This is a genomic window from Sphingomonas sanguinis (assembly GCF_001476905.1).
GTDB lineage: Bacteria > Pseudomonadota > Alphaproteobacteria > Sphingomonadales > Sphingomonadaceae > Sphingomonas > Sphingomonas sanguinis_B.
Map to the genome: position 1 here is coordinate 145,267 of NZ_LDTE01000010.1, position 19,067 is coordinate 164,333.

The window sequence follows — 19,067 nt, forward strand, 5'->3', positions numbered from 1 at the left end:
AGAGGATGTTACATTGTCACCGCGTCAGAGACAATCAGCGCGCGACATAGGCGTCGATCAGCGCGCCGACATAATCGGGTTTGTCGCTGGTCAGTCCCGGCGCCGGGCGGCCCTTGCCATAGATGAAGCCGTAGATCGGATAGGTCGAGCTGCCCAGTCCGTCCGAGTCGCGGAACCAGACCTTGACCCGACTCCAGTCATTTTCGGGCGACACGTCGAACAGCGTTACATCCTGTTCGGCATGACCCCGCTCGCCATTCTGGATCGACCAGTTGGCATGGGTCAGCATCAGCACCCGGTCCTCGACCACCCGGCTGACCACCGCGACATGGCCCAGCGGCAGGCGGCTGGTCTTTTCAAAGACGACGACGGCACCCACGCGCGGGGTGTGGCCGCGCGGATACTTCCCCTCGGCCTGCGACCACCAGGTCCAGGCGTCGCCGTAGATCGGAATGCCGGAGGCGGCGCGTGCGAAGGGGACGCACTGTCCGACATAATCGAGCAGCGAACGCGCCTCGGCCGGAAGAGCGACCGTCAGTGCGCAGAGCGATAGGATTGCCTTGGACACCATGCCTTTCATGGTGTCGACCCTATGAAGCACGCCTTAATCCACACCTGTCCGGCATGGTTAACGGCTTGGTAACGAGATGGAGTGAGTAGGAGGCGCGACCGGTGGAGGGCGTGCGCGCGGATCACAGTCTAGCCGCGCCGGGCGCTCGCTCGGGCTTCGAGAAGGTCCCACAGACCCCGATGCTGACCCAGCAACTGGGTCGCACCGAAACCGCGGGCACGGGCCAGGCCGATGGCCGATTCGTCGTCCTCGCAATCGAGCAGCGGCTCGGGCAGCGTGCTGGGGGGCGTGGACACGCCGAAGCGCATTGCCGCCTGCGACAGGATCTGGCGGATCGATCGCCAGTCGAGGATCAGCGCGGACACCGCGCCCGTGGCGCAGCCCCGCCGGTCGGAATTGGCCAGCATCTCAAGCGTCTGGCGCAGCTGGGTCAGCGCCGCATCGGTCTGCGCCTGTCCCGGCGTGGAAGGCAGCGGACCGGCGGCGGAGGTCAGATGGGCGAGAAAGGCGCGTTCGTGCGAAAAGGCGTTCGACGAACCGATCAGCCAAGGCAGCGTGTCGAGTTCGATCCCGCGCGCCATGGCATAGTCGATCATGCACGGATGGTTGCCGTGCACGGCACACACGGCATGGACGGCGTCGGTCAGGTCGTGGAGCAGAACCTGCGGCAGAAGTAGCGACTGGACATGCGGATGCCCGGCGCTGCCCAGCCGGGCCATGATGGCCCGGATGTCGCCCCGTCGATCACTCTGAATGTCCAATGCCGTCAGGGTCGCCATGTCCGTTCCGATAATGGGTGGTTGCGGCGCAGGGACGTCCGGTCCCTTTGTCGCTCCCGATCGGTCGGCCTAACCAGTTTTCGTTAACACGCGGTTTACGAAATCGAAATCGCTTCCGTAACGAGTTATGCGGGCGTTCCGTCGCGACGAAACGCGCCCGTTGCAGGAGGATGTGCCGATCCTGCTTGCCGGATCGTGGTGGCCTCGCAATAACGCGCCCTCACACATCGGGCGACGACCCGGTGCGATAGGGTCTGGAGTGGTATGAATGCGCAAATGGGTGCTGGGTCTCGCACTGGCGTCGGTAGGAGCGTCGATCGCAATCGGGTCGGGAGCACCGGCGATGGCCGCTGATGGTCCGGCCGTCCAAGGCAGCAAGCAGGGCGAACTGACCCTCGGCCGTGTATTCGGCAGCCCCGACCTGTCGGGATCGCAACCGCGCGGCCTTCGCCTGTCGCCCGACGGCACGCTGTTGACCTCGCTGCGCCCGCGCGCCGACGAGCGCGAGCGGCTGGACCTCTGGGCGCGCGACACCCGCACCGGAGAGGAGCGGATGCTGGTCGACTCCAAGAAGGTCGGCTCGGGCGCCGAGCTGTCCGAGGCGGAAAAGATGCAGCGCGAGCGTGCGCGGATCGGCGGGTCGAAGGGCATCGTCGCCTATGACTGGGCCCCTGACGGCAAGTCGATCCTGGTGCCGCTGGACGGCGACCTATATCTCGCCGGTCTCGACGGGCAGGTCCGCCGCCTGACCAACACACCCGGCGGCGAGCTGAACCCCATCGTCAGCCCCAAGGGCGGCTATGTCAGCTTCGTGCGTGACCAGAATCTCTGGGCCATGCCGCTGGGCGGCGGCGAGGCGCGCGCGCTGACCAAGGACGGCGGCGGCACCGTCCATTTCGGTGAGGCCGAATTCGTCGCGCAGGAGGAAATGCACCGCTTCACCGGTTATTGGTGGAGCCCCGACGAACGCTATATCGCGGTCGAACGGTTCGACGATGCGCCCGTCAAGGTCGCCGTCCGCGCCGCCATCGGCGCGGCGGGCACCAAGGTCTATGAACAGCGCTATCCGGCGGCGGGTACGCCCAATGCACTGGTCGATCTGTACGTCATGAAGGCGGACGGATCGGGCCGGGTAAAGGTCGATCTCGGCACCAACCCCGACATCTATCTGGCGCGCGTCGACTGGACGCCGGACGGCTCGGCGATGCTGGTCCAGCGTGAGAGCCGCGATCAGAAGACGCTCGACATGCTCCGCGTCGATCCGAAGACGGGCCAGTCGACGGTTCTCTTTACCGAGCGTTCGGGCGACCGCAGCTGGCTGAACCTGTCGGACGCCTATCGCCCGATGAAGGACGGCAGCCTGATCTGGCGGTCGGAGCGCGACGGCTATGGCCATCTCTATCATTTCGCGAACGGCCAGTGGACGCAGCTGACCAAGGGGCCGTGGGTCGTGACCAATCTGGTCGGCGTCGACGAGGCGAAGGGAAGGCTCTATTTCACCGGCCTAAAGGACGATGTGCTCGAACAGCATCTCTATGCCGTCGACATCGCCCAGCCGAACGTCATCACCCGCCTGACCGAGCGTGGCTATACCAACAGCGCGACGATGGATTCATCGGCCAGCCGCTTCATCGTCTCGCGCTCCAGCCCGAGCCAGCCGACCCAGGTCTATCTGGCCGACACGACCGGCAAGCGGCTGAGCTGGATCAACGAGAACGCCATCGTCGCTGGGCACCCCTATGCGCCCTATCTCGCCAGCCACCGCGAGACGAAGTTCGGCACGATCAAGGCCGATGACGGCACGACCCTCTATTGGGAGATGATTACCCCCAAGCTGGAACCGGGCAAGCGCTACCCCGTCTTCTTCCAGCATTATGGCGGCCCCGGCACCGGCCAGCAGGTCACGCGCGGCTGGCAGGGCGCATTGCCACAATATCTAGTCGATCAGGGCTGGATCTTCTTCCAGATCGACAATCGCGGTTCGTACAATCGCGGCAAGGCGTTCGAGGATGCCATCTACCACGCGATGGGCACGGTCGAGGTCGCCGACCAGCTGGCGGGCGCGAACTATCTGAAGACGCTGCCCTTCGTCGATCCGGCTCGGATCGCGACCTATGGCTGGTCGTACGGCGGCTATATGTCGATCAAGATGCTGGAGAAGACGCCGGGCGTCTATGCCGCCGCCGTGTCGGGCGCGCCCGTCACCGACTGGCAGCTCTACGATACGCACTATACCGAGCGGTATCTGGGCGACCCGCACACCGACCCGCAAAGCTATGCGGGCTCGCAGGCGATTACCGATGCGGCCAAGATCCGCGATCCGCTGATGCTGATCCACGGCATGGCGGACGACAATGTCTTCCTCGACAACGCGACGGCCTTTGCCGCCGAGATGCAGAAGACCGACACGCCGTTCGAGATGATGCTCTATCCCGGCCAGACCCACCGCGTCGGCGGGCCGGGCGTGTCCGAGCATCTGTGGCACACGATTCTGAACTTTCTCGACCGGACGGTGAAGGACAAGCCGAAGACGAAATGATCCCGTCATTCCTCCCCTGTAAGGGGAGGGGGACTAGCGAAGCTGGTGGAGGGGTGTCGCCGCTGATGGTGACACCCCTCCGTCAGGGCTTCGCCCTGCCACCTCCCCTCGCAGGGGAGGAATAGGATGGGCACCTCATGGCATTTCTGAAGACCTTCTACCTTTGGCCCTTCCTCGACACGCTGGTCAGCTATTTGACCGCGTTCGTCCTGGGCACCGTGATCGGCGCGGAGCGGCAATATCGCCAGCGTACGGCGGGCCTGCGCACCAACGCCCTGGTCGCGATCGGCGCGGCGGCATTCGTCGATCTCGGCCAGCGGCTGGGCGGCGATGTCGAATCGATCCGCATCATCGCCTATGTCGTCTCCGGCATCGGCTTCCTGGGCGCGGGCGTGATCATGAAAGAGGGGATGAACGTCCGCGGGCTGAACACCGCGGCGACCCTGTGGTGCTCGGCGGCGGTCGGCTCGATCGCGGGCAGCGACATGGTGGCCGAAGCCGTGCTGCTGACCGTCATCGTCCTGCTCGCCAACACCGCGCTGCGCCCGCTGGTCGATGCGATCAACCGCTTCCCGGTCGAGGGACGCCATGTCGAGGCGACCTATTCGGTCAGCCTGACGACCACCGCAGCCCAGGCCGGGCCGATCGGCGACCTGCTGGTCGAGCATCTGGAAGGCGCCGGGCTGCCCGTGGGCGAACTGGACATCGAAGAGAGCGGCGAGGATCAGGTCCGCGTGACCGCCACGCTGACCCCGACCATCGTGGAGGCTAGCGAACTGGACCGGATTACGGACCATTTCCAGTCGGTCCATGGCATCGCCCACGCCACCTGGGGGGCGAGTACCCACGACTGATGGATGCCTTCCCCGGCACTATGCGCACACTATGCGAAACCGGGGAATCGCTCTCGCATTGCTATGCCGCCTGAGATTAGCCGCTGAGCCTGGCAAGGAGGCAATATGGCGGCACGGGTTCGGACAGCAGGGGAAGGGCTTGCGCTGCGCCTTTTGGGGGTTGGGCTCTGCGTGCTGGCGTGGCGGATGATCGCGCATCTGGTCGCGATGGCCGGCCATGGCGGGCGGGCGACGCTTGCGGGTTATGCGCTCGCCACGCTGGGCTTCATGGCGGGCAGCCTGGGCAGCGCGCTCACCATCCTGGGTGGCCATGTGTTCGATGAGGTGCCGGTCAGCGCCCGCTGGCGGCGGGTGTGAGCGACATTATGCCGCCACTATGCGAAAGCCGGAAATCGCTCTCGAAACCCTATGGGTCGAGGCGTAGCTGATCGGGGCGGGCGACGGATCGCCCGATCGGCAGAGGTTTCAAGTCCTTATGAGTTCCGATATTTTCCCCCAGCCGGACGGTCCGGCGCGGATCATCTATGTCGGCCAGGACCGGGACGGTCATTGGCTGGTCCAGGATAGCGAGCGATTGCTGGAGGGGCGCTTCGTCTCGCGCGGGGCGGCGATGCGTTATGCCGCCGAAGAGGCTGAAATCTATCATGCCAGCGTTCGGGTGTCGGGCACGGCGTTGATCCCGCTGGTGCCCTTCGGCCCCTTGCCGATGCCGCAGGCCGCGTGATGGATACCCTGATGCGACACCGGCACGATCCCCGCTGGCCTGCCGTGGAGGCGGCGCTGGGGGCCTTGCGCGAACACCATCGCCGGGCGGTGCGGATCGTCGACGCCGATTGCGGTGCGGGCGGCTTCCTGATCGCGGTCGCCGAGCGGGCGCGGGCGATGGGTTTCACCGCGATCGAGGGGCGCGGCATCGGCGGCTCTCCCGCGCTGATCGGCCGGGCGAAAGCGGCGGCGAGGCGGCATCGCGATGCGGCGATGGGACTGGTCTTCGAGCGCGCCGATCCGGCCGAGGCACTGGCAACCGAGTGCGAGTTTCCGGCCGACATCGTGGTCTGGCATCGCGGCGGCGGGCTGACGGGGGCGCTGCGGGCAGCGGGGACATGGGTGATCGGCGATCCGGTCGAGGGGCGGGTGCCCCAGGAGATGATGGCATGACGGGACGGGATATGGCCTGGCGGATGCTGGGCGGTGCGATGATGCTGGGCGCGTCGGTGGCGACGCTGATGGGGCCGACGGGCTCGCTGTTGGCGCTGTTCTGGTTCCTGGTGGCGCTGGGCGGCCTGACGCTGCTGCTGAACGGCAAGCGCCTAGTCCAGGCGCTGCGGGCCGAGCGGCGCGGCCATTATCACACGGCCGAGGCGATCCATGCCGCGCGGCTGCGGCGGGGGCGGCGGTCATGAGCGCCGATCCGGGCTTTGCCGTGCGCGGCGGCGTGCTTCATGCCGAGGGCGTGTCGCTCGCCGCCATCGCGCAGGCCGTGGGCACACCGACCTATGTCTATTCCGCCGCCGCCTTGCGCGCGGCGGCCCGGCGGTTTCGCGACGCGCTCGCCCCCGTTCCGCGCAAAGCACTGGCCTTTGCGGTGAAGGCCAATCCCTCGCTCGCCGTGCTGAACCTGTTGCGCGACGAAGGGTACGGCGCCGACATCGTGTCGGGCGGGGAGATGACCGCCGCGCTCAACGCCGGAATGGCGGCGCGCGACATCGCTTTTTCAGGCGTCGGCAAGACGCCGGAGGAACTGGCGCAGGCGCTTCGTGCCGGGGTCGGCCATATCAATCTGGAGAGCGAGCGCGAGGGCGAGGTGCTGGCGGCGATCGCGGTGCGCATGGGGCGGGCCGCCCCGGCGCTGCTGCGCGTCAATCCGGATGTCGATGCGGGCACTCATGCCAAGATCACCACCGGCACCAGCGACAGCAAGTTTGGGGTAGCGATTGCCGATGCGCTCGCCATTTACGATCGATTGGCCGCACGCCCCGGCCTGTCGCTTCAGGGCGTGGCGGTCCATATCGGCAGCCAGATCATGGCGCTCGATCCGCTGGAGGCCGCGTATCGCCGCGTCGGCGAACTGGTCGCGGCGCTGCGGGCGCGGGGGCATGGGATCACCCATGTCGATCTCGGCGGGGGACTGGGCATCGACTATCGTGGCGGGGCGGATGCCGATGTCGCGGCCTATGGTGCGATGGTGGCGCGCGTCACCCGAGACTGGGACGCGACGCTGCTGTTCGAGCCGGGGCGTTATATCGCCGGCCATGCCGGAGTGCTGCTGACCCGTGTGCTCTGGGTCAAGCCCGGGGAGGAATGTCCCTTCGTCGTGATCGATGCGGGCATGAACGACCTTGCCCGGCCCGCGCTGTACGACGCGTGGCACGATTTCGCGGCGGTCGCACCCAACGGAGCCACGATGCGCGCGCATGTGGTCGGCCCGGTGTGCGAAAGCAGCGACCGCTTCGCTCGCGCGCGGATGATCGACCGGGTGGGCGAGGGCGACCTGGCCGTGATCCGGGACGTGGGTGCTTACGGCGCGTCGATGGCCTCCTGCTACAACAGCCGCGCGCTGGCCGCCGAGGTGATGGTGGAGGGCGGCCGCTTCGCGCTGATCGCCCCGCGCATCGCGTCGGCGGATATCCGTCCGCAGACCCTGCCCGATGAGTGGCAGGAGGCAGCGCTGGGCCGGGCCGCGTAAATCCCGGCTTGGCCTTGCCCAACGCGCACTTTTCGCAAAGTTGGTGGACGTGTCCGCGCAATGACGCTACCGGCTCACGCTTCCGAGTGGAGGGTATGATGGGTTATCGCGTGGTGGTCGCCGGGGCGACGGGCAATGTCGGCCGGGAAATGATCAACATTCTGGCGGAGCGGGAATTCCCGATCGACGAACTGGCGGTCGTCGCCTCGTCGCGCAGCCAGGGCGACCAGATCGAATATGGTGAGACGGGCAAGATGCTCACCATCAAGAATATCGAGCATTTCGATCCGACCGGCTGGGACATGGCGCTGTTCGCGATCGGATCGGACGCGACCAAGGTCTATGCGCCCAAATTCGCCGCCGCCGGTTGCGTCGTGATCGACAATTCGTCGCTCTATCGCATGGACCCGGACGTGCCGCTGATCGTGCCGGAGGTGAACCCCGACGCGATCGACGGCTACAAGGCGAAGAACATCATCGCCAACCCGAACTGCTCGACCGCGCAGATGGTCGTGGCGCTGAAGCCCCTACATGACAAGGCGACTATCAAGCGCGTCGTCGTCGCGACCTATCAGTCGGTGTCGGGCGCGGGCAAGGCGGGCATGGACGAGCTGTTCGAGCAGAGCCGCAACATCTTCGTCGGCGACCCCGCCGAGCCCAAGAAGTTCACCAAGCAGATCGCCTTCAACGTGATCCCGCATATCGACAGCTTCCTCGACGACGGTTCGACCAAGGAAGAGTGGAAGATGGTTGCCGAGACCAAGAAGATACTCGACCCCAAGGTCAAGGTGACGGCGACCTGCGTGCGCGTGCCGGTGTTCGTCGGCCACTCGGAAGCGCTGAACATCGAGTTCCAGAACGAAATCTCGGCCGAGGAAGCCCAGGACATCCTGCGCGAGGCGCCCGGCGTCATGCTGATCGACAAGCGTGAGGATGGGGGATACGTCACGCCCGTCGAGTGCGTCGGCGACTATGCGACTTTCATCAGCCGCGTGCGCGAGGACTCGACGGTCGATAACGGCCTGTCGCTGTGGTGCGTGTCGGACAATCTGCGGAAAGGTGCCGCGCTGAATGCGGTTCAGATCGCCGAACTGCTCGGTCGCCGCCACCTGAAGAAGGGCGACTGAGCCTAAACTCCTCCCCGGTAACGGGGAGGGGGACCATGCGAAGCATGGTGGAGGGGGCTCTCCGCCGGGCGAGTCCTGTGTCGCAGCCCCCCTCCGTCAGCGCATACGCGCTGCCACCTCCCCGTGCCGGGGAGGATATTCTTACCGCCCCATATACAATCCCGGCCGGTGCCAGGCGAAGAGGATCAGGCTGATCGCCGCCGCGCTGATCGCCGACCACATCATTTGCGGGCCCGAGACGACCGGGATCGCCATCGCGAGAATGACGACGTCGAGCGCGACCTGAGTCATGCCCATATTCCATCCGCGCTTGCGATAGAGCCAGATGGTGATGACCCCGGTGCCGCCGACCCCGGCCTGGTGCCGGGCGAGTGCCAAGATGCCCATGCCGATCACGGTGCCGCCGACCAGCGCGGCAAAGGCCGGATGCACCCCGTCGACATGTACCGACACCCGCGTGATCGCCGAGGCGACGCCGATGCCGACATTGACCAGCACCGTCTTTACCGCGAACCGCGCGCCCATCACCTTGTGCGCGAACAGGAAGAAGGGGATGTTGACCAGCGTGAACAGCACGCCCGCGGGCAATGGCAGCAGATAGGACAGCAGCAGCGCGACGCCCGCGATCCCGCCGGTCACCAGCCCCGCCGCCTTCAGGAACATCAGTCCGACGATCAGCAGGGTCACGCCGATGAAGATCGCATAGGCGTCTTCGAGCAGGCTGTGCGGACGCCCGATCGGGCTGGGCGGCAGGGTTTCGGCAGGGGAAGCGGTCGCTGCGGTCATCGAGGGTCCGGGTCAAGGGTCCGGCATCCGCTCCTGATGGCCCTGCTTCTTGGCGGCAGAGCGGAAGCCCTTACCGCAATCGAACCGAAACGCCAATTCCTGGGCTTTATCGCAGCATCAACCAGCCCAGGCCGATCATCACGGTCAGCGCGTAGAGCCCGCCCTTGGCGCGCAGCAGATAGTTCGCGCCCAGCACCCCTGTCGCGGCCAGGGCACAGGCCGCGACCCGGTCTGCGGCGATCCATTCCAGCGTGACGATCGCGCCGACCATGTTCGCCGCCGCGTTGACCGCGATCCACAGATAGGATGGGAAGACGCCGATCGATCCGATGAGCGGCATCTTGATCGTGGCGAAACCGCGCATCGTGCCGGGAAACAGATCGGCGGCCAGGTGAAAGCCCACGCCGAAGCCCAGCCCCGCCGCCACCGGCCAGGTCCGCAGGTCGAGCGTCGCGATGTAGAAGGGCAGGACGCTGTGCACCAGCGCGCTGCGATGCTGGAGCTGGAGCGGCGTATCGAGATCGGGCAGTCGCGTTCCCGCCGCCGTGGCCGCCGCCACGGTCGCGATCAGCATCCACGGTCCGCCCCCTCCGGCAAAGGCCAGGATGACTGCCAGAAGGAGAAACAGGGCGGCTGCCATGGATGGCGGCTACCGGCTTGTACTCCTTTTGTCCATAATCGGGACTCAGGCTTTTGCAGAAAAAAGCACGGATTCCCGCCATTTTGCGGCGATGTGATGACACAGGGACTCAGCCGTCGAGCGGCGGAGCCTCCGGCAGGGCGAAGTACAATTTTTTAAGGGTGGCGGCGGGGGCTCGCGACGGCATAGTTCGCCCTATGACGATGCAGGGCAAAGCGGGCGTCGCGGCGCTGACCGAGCGGGAGAAGCAGACGCTGCGCCTGATCGTGCGGGGGCACGATGCCAAGTCGATCGCGCGCGAATTGAACCTGTCGGTCCACACGATCAACGAACGTCTTCGCGACGCGCGGCGCAAGCTGGCGGTGTCGAGCAGTCGGGAGGCGGCGCGGATGCTGCTGGAGGTCGAGGATCGGCCACCGACCCCCAATTCTATGGGGGACAGGCCAATCGGGGAGGAACGGTCGGGCCCGATCACGCAGGAAGATTCGGCGCCGGACATCGGCGCGGGGCGCGGCATCCGCCGCCCTCGGATCATTATCGGAGCGATGCTCATGACCCTTGTCCTCAGCCTGCTGGCCCTTGGCGGCTTGGCTCATCTGACCTCCACACCGCCGCAAGCGGCTCCGACGGTGGCCGCCGATCCGGCGGTAGTAGAGGTCGCACAGCGTTTCCTGCAATTGATCGACCAGGGCCGCTGGGCCGACAGCTATCACCTGACCACGACCAGCTTTCGCCAGCTCAACACCGAACAGGTCTGGGCCGCCGCGTCGGAAAAGGTGCGGACGCCCTTGGGCAAGACGGTGTCGCGGACGCTGCTCAGCCAGGACGATATTCCCGCACCGCCCGCCGGGTATCGGATGGTACGGTTCACCACCCGCTTCGGCACCTCGGCGGCGATCGTCGAGACCGTGACGCTGGAGCGGGAGAACGGTGAATGGCGCGTTGCGGGCATCTATGTGGGTTAGGAGAAATCGCAAGGATACGGGATGACCTTCATTCCTCCCCTGCAAGGGGAGGAATGAGAAGAGGAGGATAGGGTGGCCGGATGAGAGGTCCACATCCCGCCCGATCCGTATTAGGAAGCGGCCATCCCGCCTTCCAACCGGAGACCGAACCCTTGGCCGACACCGCCCCCGAAACCCGTTTCTTTGACAGCTTCGACGGGACGCCGATCGCGTGGCGCGAGATGGGGGAGGGGCGGCCATTGGTGCTGATCCACGGCTATTTCTCCGACGCCCAGACCAACTGGATTCGCTACGGCCACGCCGCCGCCATCGCCGCCAAGGGTTACCGGGTCATCATGCCCGACCTGCGCGCGCACGGAGAAAGCGGAAAGCCGCATGACCCCGCCGCCTATCCCAAGGACGCGCTGACCCGCGACGGCCATGCGCTGGTCGAGCATCTGGGGCTGACCGACTATGATCTGGGCGGCTATTCGCTGGGCGCGCGGACGGTCAGCCGGATGCTGGCGACCGGGGCGGAGCCGGGCAAGGCGATCTTTGCGGGCATGGGGCTGGAGGGGCTGCTCCACACCGACCGGCGGGTGGAGCACTTTACCAATATTCTCACCCGACTGGGCGAGCATCCGCGCGGCACGCCGGAATGGATGGCCGAGGCGTTTCTCAAGACCACCGGTGGCGACCCGGTGGCGCTGCTCCATATTCTCCAGACCTTTGCCGACACGCCGCTATCGGCGATCGAGGGCTTCGACCTGCCTGCTCTGGTCGTGGCCGGGGTCGATGATTTCGACAATGGCGCGGCGCTCGATCTGGCGGAGGCCCTGCCGCGCGGCCGCTATGTCGAAATTCCCGGCAATCACATGAGTTCGGTGACCAAGCCCGAACTGGGTACGGCGATCGCGCAATTCCTCTCCGCTTGACGGCGGCGGGCAAAGCCGCGCAACTGCGCGCCATCCGCCCCGTTTCGAGGGCGATTCAGGACTTTAGGGGACCAGCATGATCCGTTCTGCCGTGTCGGGCACCGTACTCACCTTCGCGCTTGCCAGCGCCGCGCATGCCCAGACCGCTCCGACGCCCGCCGCGCCTGCGGCCCAGCCCGCGCCGACCGTCGCGGGGGCCGACGCCTTTGTCGCCGAGGCCGAGAAGACCCTCGCCGAGAAATCGGTCGGGGCGCAGCAGATCGCCTGGGTCAACGCGACCTATATCACCGACGACACCGATGCGCTGGCCGCGGCGTCGGGCGCGGAGATGACCGACCTTGCCGTCCGATATGGTTTGCAGGCGGCGCGATATCAGGCGCTGCCGGGCCTGTCCTATGACACCAAGCGCAAGCTCGACCTGCTGCGCGGCGGCATCACGCTGCCCGCACCGACGACGCCGGGCGCCTCGGCGCAGCTGTCGATGCTGACCACGCGCATGTCGTCCTCCTATGGCAAGGGCAAGGGCTTGCAGAACGGCCAGCCGATCAATGGATCGGACATCGAAGCCGCGATGGGCAGCGAGCGCGATCCCGCCAAGCTGAAGGAGATGTGGGTCAGCTGGCACGACAATGTCGGCGCCCCCATGCGCGCCGATTATGCGCAGATGACCGGCCTCGCGAACCAGGGCGCCAAGGAGCTGGGCTATGCCGATGCGGGCGCGCTGTGGCGTTCGGGCTATGACATGCCGCCGGAGCAGTTCGCGCAGCTGACCGACAAGATCTGGGGCGAGCTGGAGCCGCTGTACAAGGCGCTCCACACCTATGTCCGCTGGAAGCTGAACGAGAAATATGGCGATGCGGTGCAGGCCAAGACCGGCCCTATCCGCGCCGACCTGCTCGGCAATATGTGGGCGCAGGAATGGGGCAACATCTATGACCTGGTCGCCCCCAAGGGTGCGGGCGACGTCGGCTACGACACGGGCGAGCTGCTAAAGGCCAAGGGGTATGACCCGATCAAGATGGTGAAGACGGGCGAGGGCTTCTATTCCTCGCTGGGCTTTGCGCCACTGCCGCAGACCTTCTGGCAGCGGTCGCAGATCACCAAGCCCGCCGATCGCGACGTCATCTGCCATGCCTCGGCCTGGGATATCGACAATCTGGACGATATCCGCATCAAGATGTGCACGAAGGTCAACGCCGACGACTTCGTGACCATCCATCACGAGCTGGGGCATAACTACTACCAGCGCGCGTACAAGAACCAGCCTTTCCTCTACAAGAACGGCGCGAATGACGGTTTCCACGAGGCGATCGGCGATACCGTCGCGCTGTCGATCACGCCCGATTATCTGGTGAAGATCGGCCTGCTCGATCCCGCGAAGGTGCCGAGCGCCGACAAGGATATCGGCCTGCTTCTCCGTCAGGCGATGGACAAGGTGGCGTTCCTGCCCTTCGGCCTGCTGATCGACAAGTGGCGCTGGGGCGTGTTCTCCGGCCAGATTCCGGCCAGCCAGTATCAGGCGGGCTGGGACGCGCTGCGCCTGAAATATCAGGGCGTGGTACCGCCGGTCGCGCGGGACGAGACGAAGTTCGATCCGGGTGCGAAGTACCACATTCCGGCGGGCGTGCCCTATGCGCGCTATTTCCTGGCGCGGGTGCTCCAGTTCCAATTCTACAAGGCGGCCTGCGATCAGGCGGGCTGGAAGGGCCCGCTGCACCGCTGTTCCTTCTATGGCAACAAGAAGGTCGGCGAGAAGCTGAACGCGATGCTGGCGATGGGCCAGTCCAAGCCGTGGCCGGACGCGCTTCAGGTCTTCACCGGCAGCCGTGAGATGTCGGGCAAGGCGCTGGTCGAATATTTCGCGCCGCTGAAAGTCTGGCTCGACCAGCAGAACAAGGGCAAGCCGCAGGGCTGGTGATGCCCGCCCTCTCCCCAAGCCATGCCTGGGGAGAGGGTGTTTTATGGGCATGGCCGCTTACGGTGTCGGCCCGCCCCGAAATCTCACCCTCGTTCAGGCTGAGCGGAGGAAGGGCAATCAGTCCTTCTTGTTGTCCTTGTCCCGCTTCGCGCTGCTCCCCTTCAGCGACAACAGCGCGGCGGTGAGCCCGGCCGCCGCCGCCAGACTGCCCAGGATCGAGGCAACACCCCATTTGCCGCCGACCCGGTCCAGCCCGTGCTTGCCCAACACCGGCGCGGGGGCGGGCTTGATGGCGGCGGGCTTGCGCGGCGGTGCCTTACGCGGGGCGGTACGCTTGGTCGAGCGGGGTTTGGGCGGAGCCTTGGGCTTGGCCGGGGCCTCGGTCGCGGGGACTTCGGTGCCCTCGAACGGTTCGACTATAGGCACGGCGTCGTCGATCGCCGGCTCTGCTTTGGCCACGGGGCGTTTACGCGGGGCCGGGGTGCCCGCCGCCTTGGGCGCGGCGCGGCGGCGGGGCGGGCGTGGCTTTTTCGGGTCCGTGGTATCGACCATGACGAAATCCCCCATTCCAACAAAGCAGCTTCGGTTCGTCACCGTAACGCTTGCGCCCGCCCCCGGTTGCCAATCAGCGGAAGGGCGGCTCGTTGAACGCGCGCAGCTTGCGGCTGTGCAGCTTGTTGCCCTCGCGGCGCAGCTGTTCGCAGGTTTCGATGCCGATCCGCATATGCTCGCTGATCGCACGTTCATAGAAGCGGTTGGCCTGGCCGGGCAGCTTCAGCTCGCCGTGCAGCGGCTTGTCGGACACGCAGAGCAGCGTCCCGTACGGCACGCGGAAGCGATAGCCCTGCGCCGCGATCGTCGCCGACTCCATATCGATGCCGACCGCGCGGCTGAGCGAGAAGCGCAGCGCCGACTTGGAGTAACGCAGCTCCCAGTTGCGGTCGTCGGTGGTCACGATCGTGCCGGTGCGCAGGCGACGTTTCAACTCGTCGCCCGACTGGCCCGAGACGATCTCGGCGGCCTTGGCGAGGGCGACCTGCACCTCGGCGATGGCGGGCACCGGGATTTCGGGGGGCAGCACGTCGTCCAGCACATGATCGTCGCGCAGATAGGCATGGGCGAGTACATAGTCGCCGATCCGCTGGCTGGGACGAAGGCCACCGCAATGGCCGATCATCAGCCACGCTTCGGGCCGCATGACCGCGAGATGGTCGCAGATCGTCTTGGCGTTGGACGGGCCGACGCCGATATTGACCAGGGTGATGCCGGTGCCGTCCTTAGCGACCAGGTGATAGGCGGGCATCTGGTGCCGCCGCCACGCGCTGTCGGTGACGATCTTGTCGACATCCTCGGGCCGCTCGATGACGATGCCGCCCGCACCCGACAGGGCGGTGAAGCGCGAGCCCTCGCCCAGCTGCGACGCGCCCCAGCGAACGAATTCATCGACATAGCGGTGATAGTTGGTGAACAGCACGAAGCGCTGGCAATGCTCGGGCGGGGTGCCGGTATAGTGACGCAGCCGGGCGAGCGAGAAATCGGTGCGCAACCCGTCGAACAGCGCCAGCGGCCGGTTGCCGTCGGCGGTCATCCACAGGCCATCGGCGATCTCGTCACCGATATGCGCCAGCTCGGTCGCCGGGAAGAAGCGTGCCAGTTCGGCCGCCGACACCGTGTCGAGGCTCAGCGCGTGGCCGGGGTCGAGCACATAGGGGAAGGGGATTTCCTGGTGACCGGGCACCGCCTCGACCGAGACGTCGTAATCCTCGATCAGCAGGGTCAGCTGCTCGATCAGGTAATCCCGGAACAGCGCGGGCTTCGTGACGCTGATCCGGTAATCGCCGGGCGAGACCAGACGTCCGAACGAGCGCATCGGGGCGGGGCGTCCGCCCTCGCCACGATAAACCAGCCGGATTTCTGGGTAGGCGAAGCAGCCATGCGCGCGGTCTTCCGGCGTCGGCGTGGTGCCATCACGAAGGTAGAGCGTCAGCGCGTCCTTCAGACGCGTGACGGAGGCGGTGTAGAGGCGGTCGAGTTCCTCGACGATCGTTGCGGCTTGAGTCATCGTTCAGAGCTAAGCCCTGATTGTGACACTGGCAAGCGCGCGGACGACCGGGATCGCCCGCGCGTGCCTGGACGCCCAAGTCAGGCGCCGTGAATGGAGTTTTCGTCGTCGGAAGGGCTGCGCAGCTTGGATGCGCCGAACGCGGCACCCGCAACGGCAGCGGCCACGCCAGCCGCGATTCCGGCGGCGGCATAGGGGTGTTCCTTCACCTTGCCGCCTGCGGCCTTCGCCGCGTCTTGCGCCTTTTCGGTGAAGCTCTTGGGCGCTGCCTGCTTTTCGGGGGGGACATAGGTGGTCATGGCCAGTGCTCCTCTCTCGTTTCCGTCCACGTTAGCTGAAAACGCCGCTACGGCCAGCGCTGTTCCGCCCCCGATCCGACCGACCACCCTGTCCGGGGCGCGCTTCGCCGGATCGGGGGCAGACCGGCATCGCGTCAGAGCGCGCCCAGCAGATGCTCGGCCGAGCTGACCTTGAACTCGCCGGGTGCCTCGACGAACAGCTGCTCGACTACGCCGTCATTGACCAGCATCGCGTAGCGCTGGCTGCGCGTGCCCATGCCGAATTTCGAGCCGTCCATGGTCAGGCCGACCGCCTTGGCGAAATCGGCATTGCCGTCGGCCAGCATCGTGATCGCGCTCGCCGCATTGGTCTGGCCCCAGGCCTTCATGACGAACACGTCGTTGACCGAGGTGCAGGCGATCTCATCGACGCCCTTGGCCTTCAGTGCGTCGGCCTGGGCGATGAAACCCGGCAGGTGCTGGGCGGAGCAGGTGGGGGTGAAGGCGCCGGGCACCGCGAACAGTGCGACGCGCTTGCCCGCGAAGAAATCGGTGGTGCTGACCTGTTCCGGGCCATCGGGCGTCGCCTTGACCAGCGTAGCGGCGGGGAGGCGGTCTCCGACCTTGATCGTCATGATGCTTCGTCCTGCGGGAAAGGCCGCGGCAGGGTGCCGGGCTTGCGCGGGCGTTCATGGGGCAGGACGCCCCGCGATTTCAAGCATGGCGAGCGGGCGTGGTGATCCCTATAGTCGGGTACGTGGATCAACTGACTTATCTTTCCGGCCAATTCCTGCTCGCCATGCCGGGCATGGCCGATCACCGTTTCGATCATGCCGTCATCGCCATGTGCGCGCATGACGAGGGCGGGGCGCTCGGCATCGGGCTGGGCGCGACGATCGACGGCATCGGCTTCCACACGTTGCTCGACCAGTTCGAGATCGCGCATGGCGACGCGCCCGACGCGCCGGTCCATTATGGCGGCCCGGTCGAGCCGCGTCGCGGCTTCGTGCTGCACAGCCATGACTGGCAGGGGCAGGACAGCGTCGATGTCGGCGGCCGCTGGGTCCTGTCCAGCACGGTCGACGTGCTGCGGGCCATTGCCGAGGGGCAGGGGCCCGAACGCTGGGTCGTGGCGCTCGGCTATGCCGGATGGGATGCGGGCCAGCTGGAGGAGGAACTGCGCGAGCCCGGCTGCTGGTTCACGGTCGGCGGCGAGCGCGAGGTGCTGTTCGACGTCGCGCCCGAGGATCGCTGGCAGGCGGCGTTCGGCACGGCGGGGATCGACCCGCGCCTGCTGGTGACGGGCGGCGGCACCGCCTGAGCAGGCGACACTCAAGCATATAAAGATATCTTTATATTTGATCCCTAAGGCGATCGCGGCTAAGGCGTGGCGCGTGCCGATCGGCGTGCTTCAGCGTCTTGGTCGGCCCCATTTTGCACGGAGTTTCGTCGTGTCCACGACTGCCGCCACCAAGAACGATTACGTCATCAAGGATATCGGCCTGGCCGATTTCGGCCGCGCCGAGATCAAGATCGCCGAGACCGAGATGCCCGGCCTGATGGCCCTGCGCGAGGAATTCGGCGCAGCCCAGCCGCTCAAGGGCGCGCGCATCACCGGTTCGCTGCACATGACGATCCAGACCGCCGTGCTGATCGAGACGCTGACCGCGCTCGGCGCCGACGTCCGCTGGGCGACCTGCAACATCTTCTCGACCCAGGACCATGCCGCCGCCGCGATCGCCGCCGCCGGTATCCCCGTCTTCGCCGTGAAGGGCGAAACGCTGGCCGAGTACTGGGACTATGTCGGCGACATCTTCGACTGGGACAAGAATGGTGACGGCACCACCGCCAACATCATTCTGGACGACGGCGGCGACGCGACCATGTTCGCGCTGTGGGGCGCCAAGCTCGAAGCCGGTCAGAGCTTCGGCGAGCCCGAGAACGAAGAGGAAGTCGAGTTCCAGCGTTCGGTCAAGGCGTTCATCGCCAAGAAGCCGGGCTATCTGACCCAGACGGTCAAGAACCTGAAGGGCGTGTCGGAAGAAACGACGACCGGCGTGCACCGCCTGTACGAGATCGCGAAGAAGGGCGAGCTGCCTTTCCCGGCGATCAACGTCAACGACTCGGTCACCAAATCGAAGTTCGACAATCTGTACGGCTGCAAGGAATCGCTGGTCGACGCGATCCGTCGCGCCACCGACGTCATGCTGGCGGGCAAGGTCGCCGCGGTCGCCGGTTTCGGCGACGTGGGCAAGGGCTCGGCCCAGTCGCTCCGCAATGGCGGCGCGCGCGTGCTCGTGACCGAAATCGACCCGATCTGCGCGCTGCAGGCGGCGATGGAGGGCTTCGAGGTCGTGACCATGGATGAGGCCGTGAAGCGCGCCGACATCTTCGTCACCGCGACCGGCAACGCCGACGTCATCACCGCCGATCACATGAAGGCGATGAAGCCCATGTCGATCGTCTGCAACATCGGCCACTTCGACAGCGAGATCCAGATCGCGGCGCTGTCGAACTACAAGTGGACCGAAGTGAAGCCCGGCACCGACCTGGTCGAGTTCCCGGACGGCAAGCAGATCATCGTGCTGGCCAAGGGGCGCTTGGTGAACCTGGGCTGCGCGACGGGCCACCCGTCCTTCGTGATGTCGGCCTCGTTCACCAACCAGACGCTCGCCCAGATCGAGCTGTGGACCAAGGGTGAGAACTACAAGAACGAAGTCTATGTGCTCCCGAAGCACCTGGACGAGAAGGTCGCCGCGCTCCACCTCGAAAAGCTGGGCGTCCAGCTGTCGAAGCTGAGCGAGAAGCAGGCCGCCTATATCGGCGTGCCGGTCGAAGGCCCGTTCAAGCCGGATCACTATCGCTATTGATCCCGCTTTCCGGCCTCGGTCGGACGAAAATCGGGGGCTGTCCGAAAGGGCGGCCCCCTTTTTCATGGGCGGAGGCCG

General features: G+C 66.2%; 21 protein-coding genes. 13 read left to right on the forward strand and 8 right to left on the reverse strand.

Annotation, left to right across the window (positions count from 1 at the left end):
- Nucleotides 1-34: 34 nt before the first annotated feature.
- Together SB4_RS02980 and SB4_RS02985 are read right to left on the reverse strand one after the other, a co-directional pair.
- A complete protein-coding gene (locus SB4_RS02980; protein WP_241491150.1) occupies nucleotides 35-571 on the reverse strand; it encodes a CHAP domain-containing protein in 537 nt (178 codons plus the stop codon).
- A 128-nt stretch (nucleotides 572-699) separates the two neighbouring features.
- Complete coding sequence (locus SB4_RS02985; RefSeq protein ID WP_058751348.1) at nucleotides 700-1,350, reverse strand: DUF6975 family protein; 651 nt, start codon at nucleotides 1,348-1,350, stop codon at nucleotides 700-702.
- Nucleotides 1,351-1,618: 268 nt separating this feature from the next.
- Between SB4_RS02985 and SB4_RS02990 the strand changes: the two genes are divergently transcribed.
- The 8 genes from SB4_RS02990 (at nucleotide 1,619) to SB4_RS03020 (ending at nucleotide 8,556) form a co-directional block, all read left to right on the forward strand.
- Nucleotides 1,619-3,889 carry a S9 family peptidase gene (locus SB4_RS02990; protein WP_058751349.1) on the forward strand — a complete coding sequence of 757 codons (2,271 nt, stop codon included), beginning with the start codon at nucleotides 1,619-1,621 and terminating at the stop codon, nucleotides 3,887-3,889.
- 137 nt (nucleotides 3,890-4,026) lie between these two features.
- Nucleotides 4,027-4,743, forward strand: coding sequence for an MgtC/SapB family protein (locus SB4_RS02995; protein ID WP_058751350.1), 717 nt, complete (start codon nucleotides 4,027-4,029; stop codon nucleotides 4,741-4,743).
- Nucleotides 4,744-4,848: 105 nt separating this feature from the next.
- Entirely contained in the window at nucleotides 4,849-5,100 is a 252-nt protein-coding gene (locus tag SB4_RS19405) for a hypothetical protein (RefSeq protein ID WP_153006030.1), read from the forward strand.
- 118 nt (nucleotides 5,101-5,218) lie between these two features.
- Entirely contained in the window at nucleotides 5,219-5,467 is a 249-nt protein-coding gene (locus SB4_RS03000; RefSeq protein WP_058715915.1) for a hypothetical protein, read from the forward strand.
- Nucleotides 5,468-5,478: 11 nt separating this feature from the next.
- On the forward strand, nucleotides 5,479-5,901 hold the full coding sequence (locus SB4_RS03005) for an SAM-dependent methyltransferase (RefSeq protein ID WP_241488454.1): 423 nt from the start codon (nucleotides 5,479-5,481) through the stop codon (nucleotides 5,899-5,901).
- Nucleotides 5,898-6,146, forward strand: coding sequence for a hypothetical protein (locus SB4_RS03010; protein ID WP_153006031.1), 249 nt, complete (start codon nucleotides 5,898-5,900; stop codon nucleotides 6,144-6,146). The genes SB4_RS03005 and SB4_RS03010 overlap by 4 nt, the downstream gene beginning before the upstream one ends.
- Nucleotides 6,143-7,429, forward strand: a complete 1,287-nt coding sequence (lysA, locus tag SB4_RS03015) for a diaminopimelate decarboxylase (RefSeq protein ID WP_058751353.1) — start codon at nucleotides 6,143-6,145, stop codon at nucleotides 7,427-7,429. The genes SB4_RS03010 and lysA overlap by 4 nt, the downstream gene beginning before the upstream one ends.
- A gap of 98 nt (nucleotides 7,430-7,527) precedes the next feature.
- Nucleotides 7,528-8,556, forward strand: coding sequence for an aspartate-semialdehyde dehydrogenase (locus tag SB4_RS03020; protein ID WP_058751397.1), 1,029 nt, complete (start codon nucleotides 7,528-7,530; stop codon nucleotides 8,554-8,556).
- 141 nt (nucleotides 8,557-8,697) lie between these two features.
- Here the strand turns inward: SB4_RS03020 and SB4_RS03025 are convergent, their stop codons facing one another.
- Both SB4_RS03025 and SB4_RS03030 read right to left on the reverse strand, forming a co-directional pair.
- The gene (locus SB4_RS03025; protein ID WP_058751354.1) at nucleotides 8,698-9,342 is read right to left on the reverse strand and encodes a YitT family protein; all 645 of its coding nucleotides are present in this window, start codon (nucleotides 9,340-9,342) and stop codon (nucleotides 8,698-8,700) included.
- Nucleotides 9,343-9,448: 106 nt separating this feature from the next.
- On the reverse strand, nucleotides 9,449-9,982 hold the full coding sequence (locus tag SB4_RS03030; RefSeq protein WP_058751355.1) for a hypothetical protein: 534 nt from the start codon (nucleotides 9,980-9,982) through the stop codon (nucleotides 9,449-9,451).
- Between the two features lie 197 nt (nucleotides 9,983-10,179).
- On the opposite strand from SB4_RS03030, the gene SB4_RS03035 reads away from it, so the two are divergent.
- The 3 genes from SB4_RS03035 to SB4_RS03045 all read left to right on the forward strand — a co-directional run bounded on the left by SB4_RS03035 (nucleotide 10,180) and on the right by SB4_RS03045 (nucleotide 13,779).
- Complete coding sequence (locus SB4_RS03035) at nucleotides 10,180-10,947, forward strand: helix-turn-helix domain-containing protein (RefSeq protein WP_058751356.1); 768 nt, start codon at nucleotides 10,180-10,182, stop codon at nucleotides 10,945-10,947.
- A gap of 152 nt (nucleotides 10,948-11,099) precedes the next feature.
- Entirely contained in the window at nucleotides 11,100-11,861 is a 762-nt protein-coding gene (locus SB4_RS03040; RefSeq protein WP_058751357.1) for an alpha/beta fold hydrolase, read from the forward strand.
- 76 nt (nucleotides 11,862-11,937) lie between these two features.
- Complete coding sequence (locus SB4_RS03045) at nucleotides 11,938-13,779, forward strand: M2 family metallopeptidase (RefSeq protein WP_058751358.1); 1,842 nt, start codon at nucleotides 11,938-11,940, stop codon at nucleotides 13,777-13,779.
- A gap of 117 nt (nucleotides 13,780-13,896) precedes the next feature.
- Here the strand turns inward: SB4_RS03045 and SB4_RS03050 are convergent, their stop codons facing one another.
- The 4 genes from SB4_RS03050 to SB4_RS03065 all read right to left on the reverse strand — a co-directional run bounded on the left by SB4_RS03050 (nucleotide 13,897) and on the right by SB4_RS03065 (nucleotide 16,754).
- Complete coding sequence (locus SB4_RS03050) at nucleotides 13,897-14,331, reverse strand: hypothetical protein (protein WP_058751359.1); 435 nt, start codon at nucleotides 14,329-14,331, stop codon at nucleotides 13,897-13,899.
- 73 nt (nucleotides 14,332-14,404) lie between these two features.
- The gene (locus SB4_RS03055; protein ID WP_058715924.1) at nucleotides 14,405-15,841 is read right to left on the reverse strand and encodes an AMP nucleosidase; all 1,437 of its coding nucleotides are present in this window, start codon (nucleotides 15,839-15,841) and stop codon (nucleotides 14,405-14,407) included.
- An 80-nt stretch (nucleotides 15,842-15,921) separates the two neighbouring features.
- Nucleotides 15,922-16,140 carry a hypothetical protein gene (locus SB4_RS03060; protein ID WP_058751360.1) on the reverse strand — a complete coding sequence of 73 codons (219 nt, stop codon included), beginning with the start codon at nucleotides 16,138-16,140 and terminating at the stop codon, nucleotides 15,922-15,924.
- A 134-nt stretch (nucleotides 16,141-16,274) separates the two neighbouring features.
- Nucleotides 16,275-16,754, reverse strand: coding sequence for a peroxiredoxin (locus SB4_RS03065; RefSeq protein WP_058751361.1), 480 nt, complete (start codon nucleotides 16,752-16,754; stop codon nucleotides 16,275-16,277).
- 122 nt (nucleotides 16,755-16,876) lie between these two features.
- On the opposite strand from SB4_RS03065, the gene SB4_RS03070 reads away from it, so the two are divergent.
- The gene (locus SB4_RS03070; RefSeq protein ID WP_058751362.1) at nucleotides 16,877-17,440 is read left to right on the forward strand and encodes a YqgE/AlgH family protein; all 564 of its coding nucleotides are present in this window, start codon (nucleotides 16,877-16,879) and stop codon (nucleotides 17,438-17,440) included.
- A 130-nt stretch (nucleotides 17,441-17,570) separates the two neighbouring features.
- On the forward strand, nucleotides 17,571-18,989 hold the full coding sequence (ahcY, locus tag SB4_RS03075) for an adenosylhomocysteinase (RefSeq protein WP_058751398.1): 1,419 nt from the start codon (nucleotides 17,571-17,573) through the stop codon (nucleotides 18,987-18,989).
- The last annotated feature ends 78 nt before the right edge of the window (nucleotides 18,990-19,067 follow it).